General features: G+C 49.9%; 9 protein-coding genes. 5 read left to right on the top strand and 4 right to left on the bottom strand.

Annotated elements, in window-relative coordinates:
• Positions 1 to 12 precede the first annotated feature (12 nt).
• The 5 genes from ACMP1L_RS05855 to ACMP1L_RS05835 all read left to right on the top strand — a co-directional run bounded on the left by ACMP1L_RS05855 (position 13) and on the right by ACMP1L_RS05835 (position 7,429).
• Entirely contained in the window at positions 13 to 1,425 is a 1,413-nt protein-coding gene (locus ACMP1L_RS05855) for a V-type ATP synthase subunit B (RefSeq protein ID WP_118731772.1), read from the top strand.
• A gap of 12 nt (positions 1,426 to 1,437) precedes the next feature.
• A complete protein-coding gene (locus ACMP1L_RS05850; protein ID WP_118731773.1) occupies positions 1,438 to 2,055 on the top strand; it encodes a V-type ATP synthase subunit D in 618 nt (205 codons plus the stop codon).
• Positions 2,056 to 2,266: 211 nt separating this feature from the next.
• Positions 2,267 to 3,814 (top strand): peptidoglycan-binding protein, encoded by a 1,548-nt coding sequence (locus ACMP1L_RS05845; RefSeq protein WP_475544520.1) that lies wholly within the window; start codon positions 2,267 to 2,269, stop codon positions 3,812 to 3,814.
• Positions 3,815 to 4,028: 214 nt separating this feature from the next.
• Complete coding sequence (locus tag ACMP1L_RS05840) at positions 4,029 to 5,243, top strand: ATP-binding protein (protein ID WP_418452307.1); 1,215 nt, start codon at positions 4,029 to 4,031, stop codon at positions 5,241 to 5,243.
• A gap of 476 nt (positions 5,244 to 5,719) precedes the next feature.
• Positions 5,720 to 7,429: a carbon starvation CstA family protein gene (locus ACMP1L_RS05835; RefSeq protein WP_418452306.1), complete on the top strand. Its 1,710-nt coding sequence runs from the start codon at positions 5,720 to 5,722 to the stop codon at positions 7,427 to 7,429.
• 78 nt (positions 7,430 to 7,507) lie between these two features.
• On the opposite strand, the gene ACMP1L_RS05830 is transcribed toward ACMP1L_RS05835, so the two are convergent.
• From ACMP1L_RS05830 to glgB, 4 genes are all read right to left on the bottom strand, one after another.
• Positions 7,508 to 9,817, bottom strand: a complete 2,310-nt coding sequence (locus tag ACMP1L_RS05830; RefSeq protein WP_418452305.1) for a sensor histidine kinase — start codon at positions 9,815 to 9,817, stop codon at positions 7,508 to 7,510.
• Between the two features lie 9 nt (positions 9,818 to 9,826).
• On the bottom strand, positions 9,827 to 10,522 hold the full coding sequence (locus ACMP1L_RS05825) for a response regulator transcription factor (RefSeq protein ID WP_118731775.1): 696 nt from the start codon (positions 10,520 to 10,522) through the stop codon (positions 9,827 to 9,829).
• A 135-nt stretch (positions 10,523 to 10,657) separates the two neighbouring features.
• Positions 10,658 to 11,410, bottom strand: a complete 753-nt coding sequence (locus ACMP1L_RS05820) for a phosphotransferase family protein (RefSeq protein WP_118731776.1) — start codon at positions 11,408 to 11,410, stop codon at positions 10,658 to 10,660.
• Positions 11,411 to 11,593: 183 nt separating this feature from the next.
• Positions 11,594 to 13,513, bottom strand: a complete 1,920-nt coding sequence (glgB, locus tag ACMP1L_RS05815) for a 1,4-alpha-glucan branching protein GlgB (protein ID WP_418452304.1) — start codon at positions 13,511 to 13,513, stop codon at positions 11,594 to 11,596.
• Position 13,514: the final 1 nt, after the last annotated feature.

The following is a 13,514-nucleotide window of genomic DNA, read 5'->3' as shown; positions in this document are numbered from 1 at the left end:
GAGGGCTGTGAAATGGCAATTGAATATTTGGGTTTAAGTGCGATCAACGGCCCTATGGTGGTGTTGGAGGGCGTTTCCGGCGCAGCTTACGATGAGATCGTGGAAATGACCGTGGATGGAAATAAACGCAAGCTGGGCCGCATTATTGAGGTGTATGAGGACAAGGCTGTGATCCAGGTATTTGAGGGTACCGAGGGTATGGGCTTAAAAAATGTACACACCCGCCTGACGGGTCATCCGATGGAGCTTGGCGTGTCAACGGAGATGCTGGGCCGTACCATGAACGGAATCGGTGAGCCGATCGACGGACTGGGAGAGATTCTGCCGGAGAGGATGCTGGATGTAAATGGCAAGCCCTTAAACCCGGTGACCCGTGAATATCCGCGAAATTATATCCGTACCGGAATTTCTGCCATTGACGGTCTGATGACCCTGATCAGGGGACAGAAGCTGCCGATCTTTTCCGGAAACGGACTTCCGCATGATCAGCTGGCGGCGCAGATCGTGCAGCAGGCATCTCTGGGGGATGACTCTGACGAACAGTTTGCAATTGTCTTTGCTGCCATGGGCGTGAAGCACGATGTGGCAGAGTTTTTCCGCCGGACCTTTGAGGAAAGCGGCGTTTCCTCTCATGTGGCCATGTTCATGAATCTGGCCAATGACCCGGTGGTGGAGCGTCTGATCACGCCGAAATGCGCGCTGACGCTGGCTGAGTATCTGGCCTTTGAGAAAAACATGCACATTCTGGTCATTTTAACGGATATGACATCCTTTGCGGAGGCTATGCGTGAGGTATCCTCTTCCAAGGGTGAGATCCCGTCCCGAAAGGGCTTCCCGGGATACCTGTACAGTGAGCTGGCAGCGCTTTATGAGCGCGCAGGCATTGTAAGAGGTGTGAATGGCTCCGTAACCCAGATTCCGATCCTGACGATGCCGAACGATGATATCACCCATCCGATCCCGGACCTGACCGGTTACATTACCGAGGGGCAGATTGTTCTGGACCGGGAGTTAAACGGCCAGTCAGTCTACCCGCCGATCAACGTACTGCCGAGCCTGTCCCGTCTGATGAAGGACGGCATCGGTGAAGGCTACACCCGGGCTGATCATCAGGCAGTGGCAAACCAGCTGTTCTCCTGCTATGCAAAGGTGGGAGATGCAAGAGCGCTGGCATCGGTCATCGGTGAGGATGAGCTGTCACCGCTGGATAAAAAATATCTGGTATTTGGCCGGGAGTTTGAGCATCGTTTTGTGGGCCAGGATCCGCATGATAACCGGAACATCATTACCACGCTGGATATTGGCTGGCAGCTTCTGGGCCTGCTTCCGAAGGAGGAACTGGACCGGATCGATACGAAGCTTCTTGCGCAGTACTATAAGGCAACAAAGCTGGATGAGAACGGGGAGCTGGTGGATGCAGAGTAAGGAGGGATCCGTATGAATCTGAATACTTTCCCGACAAAGGGAAACCTTATTTTGGCGAAGAATTCCCTTGCGCTGGCCAGCCAGGGCTATGAGCTGATGGACAAGAAGCGGAACATCCTCCTGCGGGAGCTGATGGGGCTGATCGATCAGGCAAAGGACATCCAGGCAGAGATCGACACGACCTTTACTGAGGCATATAAGGCTTTACAGAAAGCCAATATCGAGCTGGGAATCGGTTTTATCCAGGATATTGCTGGGACGATTCCGGTGGACGATACGATCCGCATCAAGACCCGCAGCATCATGGGAACGGAGATTCCGCTGGTGCAGCATGAGCCGGTGCCTCTGACACCGGGTTACGCTTTTCTTAGCACCAGTCCGGCGCTGGATGAGGCCCGGATGCATTTTGAAAAGGTGAAGGAGCTGACGGTAAAGCTTTCCATGGTGGAAAACTCGGCCTACCGTCTGGCCTCCAGCATCAGAAAGACCCAGAAGCGGGCCAATGCATTGAAGAACATTACCATTCCGACATACCAGAATCTGGTAACAACGATCGGGAATGCGCTGGAGGAGAAGGACCGCGAGGAGTTTACGCGGCTGAAAGTAATCAAAAGGTCAAAAACAGGTTAAGGCTTCACAGAAATTGTGAACTGTGATAAAATATAGCGAACGGCGAGGAAATTGAGTGGTGCCGGTCGCGAAAATAAGGTCAACAGGGGGGTTCGGAATGAGGAACCCCTTTGTCATTTACACAGGAAGTGAGGTCAGAATTTTGACAACTGTAAATATACATAGAAGCTGGAAAAGAAGAGTACAGTGCTTTGGTGCAGCGCTTCTGGCTATGAGCATGCTGGCGGGCTGCGGTACATCCCAGACCGCAAAACAGGCAGAGAGTGAGAGCACCGAGGAGAATCTGGTCCTGATGGAGGAGACTCTGCCGCAGACCGCGGCAGATGAGACCGTTATGGCGCTGTCGCCGGACGGTCCGCTGCTTCCGTCTGTTGAGGGCGTGGACGCAGAGTACAGTGAGCCGATCCCGGATTATCTGCGTATCGGTGAAAAACACCCGATCGTCTTAAAGCTGCAGCAGCGCCTGATGGATCTGGGCTTTATGGATAACGATGAACCGACGGATTATTACGGGGAAGTGACCCAGAGTGCAGTCAAGATCTATCAGCGCCAGAACAAGCTGGCACAGGACGGTATCATCGGTCCGGATACCCTGGAGGCGATTCTTTCCCCGGATGCCAAGTATTATGCAGCCCAGAAGGGCGATGAGGGTACCGATATTACCCGTATCCAGAGCCGTCTGTATGAGCTTGGCTATCTGGCCAGCGACAGCGAGGTGACAGGCAGCTTTGGAGATGATACCGAAACGGCGGTTATGAAGATGCAGAGCGTGAACGGCCTGGAGCAGGATGGTAAGGTCGGAAGAAAAACCATGAACCTCCTCTACAGTGAGGATGTGAAGGCAAATATGCTGGCTTACGGAGAGAAGAGCGATCTGGTTCTGGCAGCCCAGAAGCGTTTGAAGGAGCTGGGATATATGACCACCGAGCCGGATGGCAGCTACGGAAATGATACGATTATTGCAGTCAAACAGTTCCAGTCCCGCAATGACCAGATTGTAGATGGTTATCTGGGACCGGCTACCCGTGTGGCGTTAAACAGTTCTGACGCGGTTCCGAACGGTCTGGCCCTTGGAGACAGCGGTGATAACATCCAGCGGGTACAGAACCTGCTCAGTAAGCTGGGATATCTGAAATCTGCCAATGTGACCGGTTACTATGGTGAGGTGACCGAGGATGCGGTCAAGCTGTTCCAGCGCACGAATGGACTGAGTGCGGATGGTACGGTCGGTGTCATGACCATGGCAAAGCTGACCGGCGGAGATGCGAAGAAAGCACCGGCCCAGCCGAAGACGAATACCAGTAAAAACAACAGCAAAAACAACAGAAAAAATAATTCAAATGGCGGAAGCAAGGGCAATTCCGGCAGCACTGCTGTTCCGAATACCGGTGGTGCCAGCGGCGGCGCGAGTGCGCTTCTGGCGGTGGCAAGCTCCAAGCTTGGCTGTCCGTATGTATGGGGCTCCAAGGGACCGAACTCCTTTGACTGTTCCGGTTTCGTGTACTGGTGCTTAAACCAGGTTGGCGTGCGTCAGAGCTACATGACTTCTTCCGGATGGAGAAACGCGGGAAGATACACCAGGATCAGCAGCTTCTCTAATCTGCGTGCCGGTGATATCATCGTTGTAAGCGGCCATGTAGGAATCGTGGCAGGCGGCGGAACGGTTATTGATGCCTCCTCCGGTAACGGTAAAGTCGTTCATCGATCCTTAAGCTCCTGGTGGGCAAATAACTTTATCTGCGGATGGAGAATTTTCTAAAACAGAATCATTTGAGGCAATGGAGTTGAGCCGGAAAATCAGAGATGGTTTTCCGGCTTTTTGTGCATACAACCATTTGAAAGATATAACTGATGAAATAAATAAAATTAGATATTTTATCAGTTATAACTTATAAAATCATATTTTTATATGAATTTATCAATTATAAATGTGCTATACTATTATCAGGGACAGGAAAGGAGGCATAATATTTATGGTGAAACGCGAAATGTATATGAAACGCATACGACCGTTTATCGGAACGGACCTAATTAAAGTCATGACAGGTATCCGCCGTTCCGGAAAGTCGGTAATGCTGGAACTGATTAAACAGGAGCTGATAGATTCCGGGGTGAGTTCATCTCAGTTTATTTCTATTAATTTTGAGGATATGAGATATACGCATCTGCAGACTGCGAAAGCATTGTACGATGAGATCAGCAGCCGTTCAGCCGGGATAGATGGAAAAATTTATCTGTTTTTTGATGAGATTCAGGAAGTAAAGGACTGGGAAAAGTGTATCAATTCGTTCCGTGTTGCGTTGGATTGCGATATTTATATTACAGGTTCTAACGCAAAACTCCTTTCTGGAGAACTGGCTACTTATCTAGCTGGGCGTTATGTGGAATTTATTGTTTATCCATTTTCATTTGCTGAATTTCTGGAACTTTATCATTCTGTTTTTCCGGAGGAAACGGTTCAGAAAAGCTTTCAGCAATATATTTTGTACGGAGGAATGCCATATCTGGCCAACATTCGTTATGCGGATGAGCCGTCCAGACAATACTTGCAGGATTTGTTTAACTCTGTGCAGCTGAAGGATATTGTAAAGCGGAATAAAATCCGGGATGTGGATTTACTGGAGCGGATCATGGCCTATGTAATGGCCAATGTCGGAAATACATTTTCGGCATCGTCTCTTGCAAAGTTTCTTAAGAGTGAACAGCGGACGGTTGCGCCGGAGACGATTCTGAATTATATCCGGTATTGCTGTGATGCTTATCTGTTTTATCAAGTGAAGCGTGAGGAAGTGCAAGGCAAGCAGATTCTTGCTTCCAATGAAAAGTATTATATTGCGGATCATGGAATCCGGGAAGCGATGTTTGGAGGAAATGCAAAGGATATTAATCTGACGCTTGAAAACATTGTATATCTGGAACTGCTCCGCCGCGGATATCATGTTACGGTCGGCAAAAATCAGGATAAGGAAATAGATTTTGTCTGTGATAAGCGAGGGGAGAAACTCTACATTCAGGTGACCTATTTGCTTGCATCGGAAGAAACGATACAGCGGGAGTTTGGGGTATATGATACGGTACGGGATAATTTCCCCAAATATGTGGTTTCCATGGATGAATTTGATATGAGCCGTAATGGAATTAAGCATCGAAACATCCGTGATTTTCTGTTGGATGAAAATTGGGAGTGAAAACTTTCAAATTGTACCAAATCAAAAACTTTTCGAAAAAATAATTGACAAATGAAATAATGGTACTATAATGGCAGATATTCAAAGATTCACATCCAAATGCGTTGAACAGGACAAGGCTTTTTTGTCAGATGCGTTTTCAGAGAGCTTCCGGCCGGTGTGAGGAAGCAGCGCGGCAAAGGAGTTATCCCCTGCAAGCAGATTGTCTGAAATGCGAAAAGTAACGCTGGTGATACCAGGTGAAAGCAGACAGTAAGACAGTACGGAAACCCACCGTTAACAGGGCTCGTATTCATCCGGACTGAGAGACGGAGGATATGGTCAGAGAGGCTGATGGAATGTCAGCAAGGGAAGTGGTAACGCGGAGCGCGTATTTTATGATTAGCATATATGCCTTCGTCTTCCTGCGGAAAATTCTGCGGGAGGACGGAGGTTTTTCTTTTTTCCGCGTTATGGTTTTGAGAGGAGAGATCATTATGAATACACTTGTTATAGTATTAATCGCAGCTGTGTGTCTGTTCTGCGGATACACGTTTTACGGCCGCTGGCTGGCAAAGAAATGGGGGATCGACCCGAAGGCCAAGACCCCGGCAGTTGCTTTAGAGGATGGACAGGATTATGTGCCGACCGACGGCTGGACTGTTTTCGCACATCAGTTTTCCTCCATCGCAGGCGCAGGCCCTGTCACCGGTGCCATTCAGGCAGCTGCATTCGGATGGGTTCCGGTGCTTCTGTGGGTTATCCTTGGCGGCATCTTCTTCGGTGCGGTAACCGACTTCGGCGCACTGTATGCCAGTGTCAAGAATGAAGGTAAGTCCATGGGACTTCTGATCGAGAAATACATCGGCAGGACCGGACGGAAGCTGTTCCTTCTGTTCTGCTGGCTGTTTACTTTAATTGTTATCGCAGCATTCGCTGATATGGTTGCAGGTACGTTCAATGCTTACACTGTAGCAGATGGTGTGACCTCCCTTTCCCCGGCGGCACAGACCAACGGCGCGGCAGGTTCCATCTCCCTGATGTTCATTGTATTTGCCATGGTATTTGGTGTCATTCAGAAGCATCTTCATCTGACCGGCTGGAAAGAGACTCTGGCCGGACTGGCATGCACCGTTGCAGCATTTGCAATCGGTATGTCATTCCCGGTTGTAGCTGGTAAAGACACCTGGTCTTATCTGACCTTTGCTTACATCTTCCTGGCAGCTGTTATGCCGATGTGGCTCTTAATGCAGCCGCGTGATTTCATGACTACCTTCATGTTTGCAGGCATGATCATCGGTGCTGTTGTTGGCCTGGTGGTTGCGCATCCGACCATGAACCTTCCGGCTTACACCGGATTTAAGAATGCCAAGATGGGCGATATGTTCCCGATCCTGTTTGTAACCGTAGCGTGCGGCGCGGTTTCCGGATTCCACAGCCTGGTATCTTCCGGAACCTCTTCCAAGACGGTTTCCAATGAGAAGGATATGCTGAAGGTTGGTTATGGCGCCATGGTATTAGAGAGCCTGCTGGCTGTTCTGGCATTATGTGTAGCCGGTGCGGCAGCTGCAGCAGATGGTACCGCAGCAACCGGAACTCCGTTCCAGATCTTCTCTGCAGGTGTTGCAGGCTTCCTGGAGATGTTTGGTATCCCGGTTTATGTAGCACAGTGTTTTATGACCATGTGTGTATCTGCCCTGGCTTTAACCAGCCTGGATTCCGTGGCACGTATCGGACGTATGTCCTTCCAGGAACTGTTCTCTGCTGATGATATGGAGCATGCAGAGGGCTGGAGAAAGCTTCTTTGCAATAAGTACTTTTCCACTGTGGTAACCCTGGCCTGTGGCTTTATCTTAACCAAGATTGGTTATTCCAACATCTGGCCGCTGTTCGGCAGTGCAAACCAGCTGTTAAGTGCTCTGGTACTCATCACCCTGTGTGTATTCTTAAAGGTAACCGGAAGAGAGAACAAAACCCTGTTCCCACCGCTCATCATCATGCTGTGCGTTACCTTTACCGCACTGGTTGAGAGAACCATCGCCCTGGTACATGCTTTCGGTGCAGGTACCGCAGTCTTCATGGTAGAAGGCTTACAGCTGATCATTGCGATCCTGTTAATGGTACTGGGTATCATCATTGTGTACACATCCGGGAAGGAACTGTTTCAGAAGAAGTGTGTGAAGAACGCGCAGGTAAAGAATGCGTAAGAGTATATAGAATCGTAAATACAAGAAAGACGCAAGTCACAAAATATGTGACCTGCGTCTTTTTTGAACTCAGATAGCTCATGCCGTCTGATCTGGTTTTTTAATCCCAAATCCCACGCGCACCTTGAACAGATCTCCATCAATTAAGATCTCGAAGGTTCCACCCTGGAGCTTTGTGAGGCTCTGGGCAATGGAGAGGCCGAGGCCGCTTCCTTCGGTGGTGCGGGAGACATCTCCGCGGACAAATCGCTCAGTAAGTTCATCACCCTGTACGTTTAACGGGTTTGCGGATATGTTTTTAATCGTAAAGTAAACTTTGTCGTCTTTCAGTTTCAGGTCAGTGTAGACCCGGGTGTGTTCCATGGCGTATTTGAACGCGTTGTTGTAGACATTTTCGAGGACACGCCAGAGGTGGCGCCCATCTGCCTCGATGAGAATGCTGCTTTCCGGCAGTGTGGACACCAACTCCAGGCTTCGGGTAGCAAATTTCTCTTCAAATTCGCCGTTGGTCTGCCAGATCATTTCTACAATGTCCAGAGTGGTCATCTCCAGCTTGACATTTCCGGAGCTTGCCTTGGAGGCTTCCACCAGGTCTTCGGTCAGATTTTTTAAACGCTGGGATTTCTGATCCAGGACTTTTAAGTATTCCCGGGCGCGTTCCCCCGGAATCTGTTCCCTCTTCAGCAGGTCTACATAGTTAATAATAGAAGTGAGCGGGGTCTTGATATCGTGGGATACGTTTGTGATCAGATCGGCTTTTAAGCGTTCGCTCCTGACCTGCTCCTGAAGGGCACGCTCCAGTCCGGTTCCGATGCTGTTGATCATGTTGCCGACTCTCAGTTCCTTTCCCTCCAGACCGGCCAGATTCATCTGATAGCTGGTGTCACCGCCCGCAATTTTTGTGATGGCATCTGCAATCTGGTCTTCCTGCTGGGACTGCAGGAACAGTCGGTGAAAGGTCTTGTAATCCAGACCGACCAACAGGAGGAGCGTGATGATGCCGATAATCTTTGCGGACATATGGGACCGGAAGCAGACACATACAGCGATCAGGCTGATGCCGATGGCTTCTGCCGCAAGAAAGGCAGTAAACAGGCAGAAGAGCCGCCGGGAGTAGGTATGCTCTGCAAAATACAGGTTCAGATTTTGGCGGAAATGGTGAAGCATACTGTTTGCCCACAGCTGGCGGCTCTTGTAGCGCCGCAGCATGCTGAATGCGCCGGTCATACAGCAGCCGTAGATGATCATGGCCCGCATCATCCGCTCGGCAAAGCCCCAGTCTTCAGTCCGGGCAACAAGATGGATCAGCGGATAACCAATCTTCTCTCCCAGAAATAGCATGAACATGGTGCTGACTGCTGTCAGCAGGATCCCGCTTTCGGTGGTGATCATGTCAAAGCCATGCAGGTACGGACTAGTACGGTCTTCTGTGCGGTAACCGGATACCAGGATCAGGTAGTACAGTGTCACCAGGCAGCCAATGATGCCGATAGTCAGGCTAAACATGGCCTCAACGAAGCGGCTGCGCAGATGGCGGTAATCGGCGGCCTGCCGGGCGTATACATCGTCTGCATTATATTGGGTATCTACGGCAACCGTCATGTGGTACCGGTCTGCGTCATTTGCGTTCAGCTGCTCCAGCTGGGCCATGACATTTTTGGGAAGTTCATCCAGATTGCTGTCAATGAGAATGGAACTGCTGTCCACAGAGCAATAACGGCCCAGGGACTTTAACTGGGCATCGGTCAAATCTCCTGCGTTGGAATACTCTGAGACTACAGTCTCATCATCCAGATAATCGATCCGGAATCGGAAGTTGGACGGATTCGACAGCAGACGGTAGTTTACAATGTAATATTCACTTAAGCAGTTTAATACCTCCCGGGACAGATCCAGCAGGGAAGAGAACGCATCGCCCGGTTCCTTTAAGGTGGCGTTGGGATCGTAGGCGCGCCAGTATACCAGCTGGTCTTTTGTTGTGGAGGCATCATCATAGATAAAGAGATCATTGACGACCTCAAACTGGTCATTTAAGTAAAATCCCTGGCTTTTGGCGTAACGCAGGACCTCTTCCAGAGTGTAGGTGATCTCCGGGCCGTTGTCGCGGCTGACGGCAAACATTTCTTTGGAGAGATCCAGATTGCCGTCTGTCTCAAAGACGTCGCGGTAGGCAACATATTTGAAAACGTGATCCAGATCCGCTTGGAACTGCTGGCGAAAGGCTGCGGAATCATCATATTTGCGGTCTAGGATCCAGGACATGCCGGAACCAATATTCGTGTTTAAGTACATAACGCTGATGGAGAGAATAGCCATGAACAAAAACAGGATGTGCAGAAACACAGCAATGTTCTTTTTGATCCGCATGGAATAATCTTTCAGTCTCATGGGCAGCTCCTACTGTTTTTCGATTTTGTAGCCAACGCCCCAGACTACCTTTAAGTAGCGCGGCTCCCGCGGATTGATCTCAATCTTTTCGCGGATGTGGCGGATATGTACGGCAACCGTGTTGTCGGCACCAATGGCCTCCTCGTTCCAGATCTGCTTGTAGATCTCATCGATGGAGAAAACCTTGCCGGCATTTTTTGTGAGCAGTAGCAGAATGTTGTATTCGATGGGAGTCAGTTTAATTGGTTCGTCATCCACAAATACTTCCTTGGTATCATCGTTGATGGTAAGGCCGCCGCATTTGTATACGTTTTCATTGCTGCTTTGGTTTAAGTTGCCGAGCTGTGTATAACGGCGAAGCTGGGATTTGACGCGGGCAACCAGCTCCAGCGGGTTAAATGGTTTGGACAGGTAATCATCTGCACCGATGTTTAAGCCAAGGATCTTGTCGGAATCTTCGGATTTCGCGGAGAGGATAATGATGGGGATACTGCTGGTCTCACGTACCTTTAACGTGGTGCGTATGCCATCCAGGCCCGGCATCATGACATCGATGATCATAAGGTCAGCATGTTCTGTTTCTAAAATTTTCAAAGCATCGTAACCGTCATAGGCTTTCAAGATGTGAAAGCCTTCGCCGGTCAGGTAAATATCTATCGCATCAACGATTTCTTTATCGTCGTCGCATACTAAAATAGTCTGCATGATTGTCCTCCTTTGGCGGGTATGCGTATGGTACTTGCGTCGGACTGCCGCATACGTGCGGTACGGCAGCGTCACATCTCTTAGTATATATCAAAAAGGGCCTTACCGCAATCGGCAAGACCCTTATCTTTTGACCTACTGATAATCACATACGTTCAGCCAGCTTTGAAGCAGTTCCTGTTCTTCCGGACGTTTCTTCGTGAGCTGTGCTGCGGCTACCAGAGGCAGCCACTGCTGTACATAGCGTTTGGCGGTACCGGTTTTCTCGCAGAACAGATCCATGTACTTGTCTGCTGCTGCCTGATCGGACAGACAGAACAGAAGATAGGTTCTGGCTACATCTGCGCTGGCATTGCCCTGGGTTGCGTGAACCCAGTCAACTACATACATGGTGCCGTCTTCCTTCACGATGATGTTGTCTGGCTGGAAATCTCCATGGCACAGTTTGATGTGCTTCGGGGTGCTGTCAAGGCGGGTAAGAAGATCGTAACGGTTGACAGGATCTAATTCTTCCATCTCAGAGATCTGCCGCGCCATTTTGTCTTTTAACTTGTTCAGTAATGGACAGGTCTTGGAATGAATCATCAGCTGCAGTTCAACCATCTGATTCAGATATTCATCGCGCTTATCCGGATTTTCCTTCATAAGTTCTGTGAGTGTCTTTCCTTCGATGTAGTCTCTGGTAATGGACCAGCAGCCGTCTTCTTCGACAGAGACTGCCTGAACGGACGGAATGTTGATGCCGCCAATGGCCTCAACTCGTGCGCTAATCAAAGCTTCGTTTAAAACCTCTGCTTTCGGGAAACCCTTGCAGAAAACTTTTACTGCTTTATCGCCATCGCGATAGACACTTTTGGTCGCGTTTTTGGAAATTAATGCTCTTGCCATACGAAACTCTCCTTCCTTAATTGTGTTACTGATGCTTGCCGTCAGGTTTGCTAATCGGATCATCAATAGGTCGGTTCTTATTTTACTACAAAGCTGGAAGAATGTCACCAACTTTGTGATAATATTTTAACGAAATGCGAGGCCTGTTTGTATCCGCTGCTGACGGTATCCGGTTGTTGGGTGTTATGAGAAGCGAAGGATTGCAGTTCCGTATGCTGGCAGCGGCAGGGATACGGAATATGGCTGGCCGTCGCACTCGGATTTGACTGCTTTTAAGACCGGAGCCTTCTCTCCGGTTTTGTAAGAACCGTGCTCGTTATCAAGGATTACGGTATAATTGCCGCGTTTCGGAACGCCGACCCGGTAATCCGGCCGTGCTACCGGTGTGAAGTTACATACGAACAGGAGACTCTTTTTGTGGTTCTTCGCGTAGCGCACGAAGCTGTAAATGCTGCGGTCTCCGTCGTTGGCATTGATCCAGGAAAAACCGTCCCAGTCATCATCGGATTCATAAAGTGCCGGGTATTTCTGATAAATATGTAACAGGTCGCGCACATAATTCTGCAGGTCCTTATGCAGGTCTTCCTCAGTCAGGTGCCAGTCCAGACTAACCTTTTCATCCCACTCGTGAAGCTGGCCGAAATCCTGTCCCATGAACAGAAGCTTCTTGCCCGGATGTCCCAGCATGAAGGTGTAGCCGGCTTTCAGATTGGCAAATTTATCACCAAAGAGGCCGGGCATTTTGTTGATCATGGAACATTTTAAGTGGACCACTTCATCATGGGAAAGTACCAGAATAAAGTTCTCGCTGTTAAAGTAGGTGAGACCGAAGGTCATCTTATGGTGATTAAATTTGCGGAAGTATGGGTCCAGCTTCATATACTCCAGGAAATCGTGCATCCAGCCCATGTTCCATTTAAAGGTGAAGCCCAGCCCGCCCTCCTTCGGGTCGTGTGTGACTAACGGCCATGCAGTGGATTCCTCGGCAATGACCATGGAGCCGTGGCCGCGCTGGACCACAACCGTGTTTAAGTGACGGAAAAATTCAATGGCTTCCAGATTCTGGTTGCCGCCGTACCGGTTTGGCACCCACTCGCCATCCTTGCGTCCGTAGTCGAGATAGAGCATGGAAGCTACCGCATCCACGCGCAGGCCATCTACATGAAACTGCTCGATCCAGTAGAGGGCGTTGGCAATGAGGAAGTTGGAAACCTCATGCTTCTCATAGTCGAAGACTTTGGTACCCCAGTCCGGGTGTTCGCCCTTGCGCGGGTCTGCGTACTCAAAGAGCGCCTGTCCGTCAAAATCAGCAAGGCCGTGGGCATCCCGCGGGAAGTGGGCCGGAACCCAGTCCAGGATGACGCCGATGCCTTTTTTGTGCATATAGTTTACAAAATATTTGAATTCCTCCGGGGTGCCATAGCGGGAGGTGGGAGCATAATAGCCGGTTACCTGATAACCCCAGGAGCCATCGTACGGATGCTCTGCAATCCCCATCAGTTCTACATGGGTGTAGCCCATCTCCTTCACGTAGGCGGCCAGCTCGGCGGCAGCTTCCTTATAGGTATAATAGCCGTCCTTTTCCGGGCGGTTTTTCTTTTTCCAGGAGCCCAGGTGTACCTCATAGATGCTCATGGCCGCCTCGCGCGGGTTGGTGTTTTCACGTTTCTGTACCCAGGTGCCATCCGTCCAGCGGAACGTGTCGTTGAAGGCAGTAATGGATGCCGTGCCAGGCCGGTATTCGGCGTACTGGGCAAACGGGTCAGCCTTAAAAATGACCTTGCCGGTCTGGGTAGTGATGGCAAATTTATAAAGCTCGCCCGGTTTGATGCCGGGAATAAAGCGCTCGTAAATGCCGGAGGTTTCCAACACCTGCATAGGGCAGGCATCGGGATCCCAGTTATTAAAGTCACCTACTACGCTGACAGATGCAGCGTGTGGAGCCCATACCGCAAAATAATAGCCGTCTTTGCCATCGAAGGTTTTCGGGTGGGCGCCGAGTTTGTTGTAGATCTCATAGTGGGTACCTTCTCCGAACAGGTAACGGTCACCGGCGGTGATAAAGCCGGTCTCGGTCTGCTTTTTCTTATCTCTGACTGCCATA

Origin of the sequence: Ventrimonas sp., assembly GCF_048380235.1 — a bacterium.
Lineage (GTDB): Bacteria > Bacillota > Clostridia > Lachnospirales > Lachnospiraceae > Brotaphodocola.
Note: the sequence above shows the minus strand (reverse complement) of the source record. Positions and strands in the feature narration are given on the sequence as shown.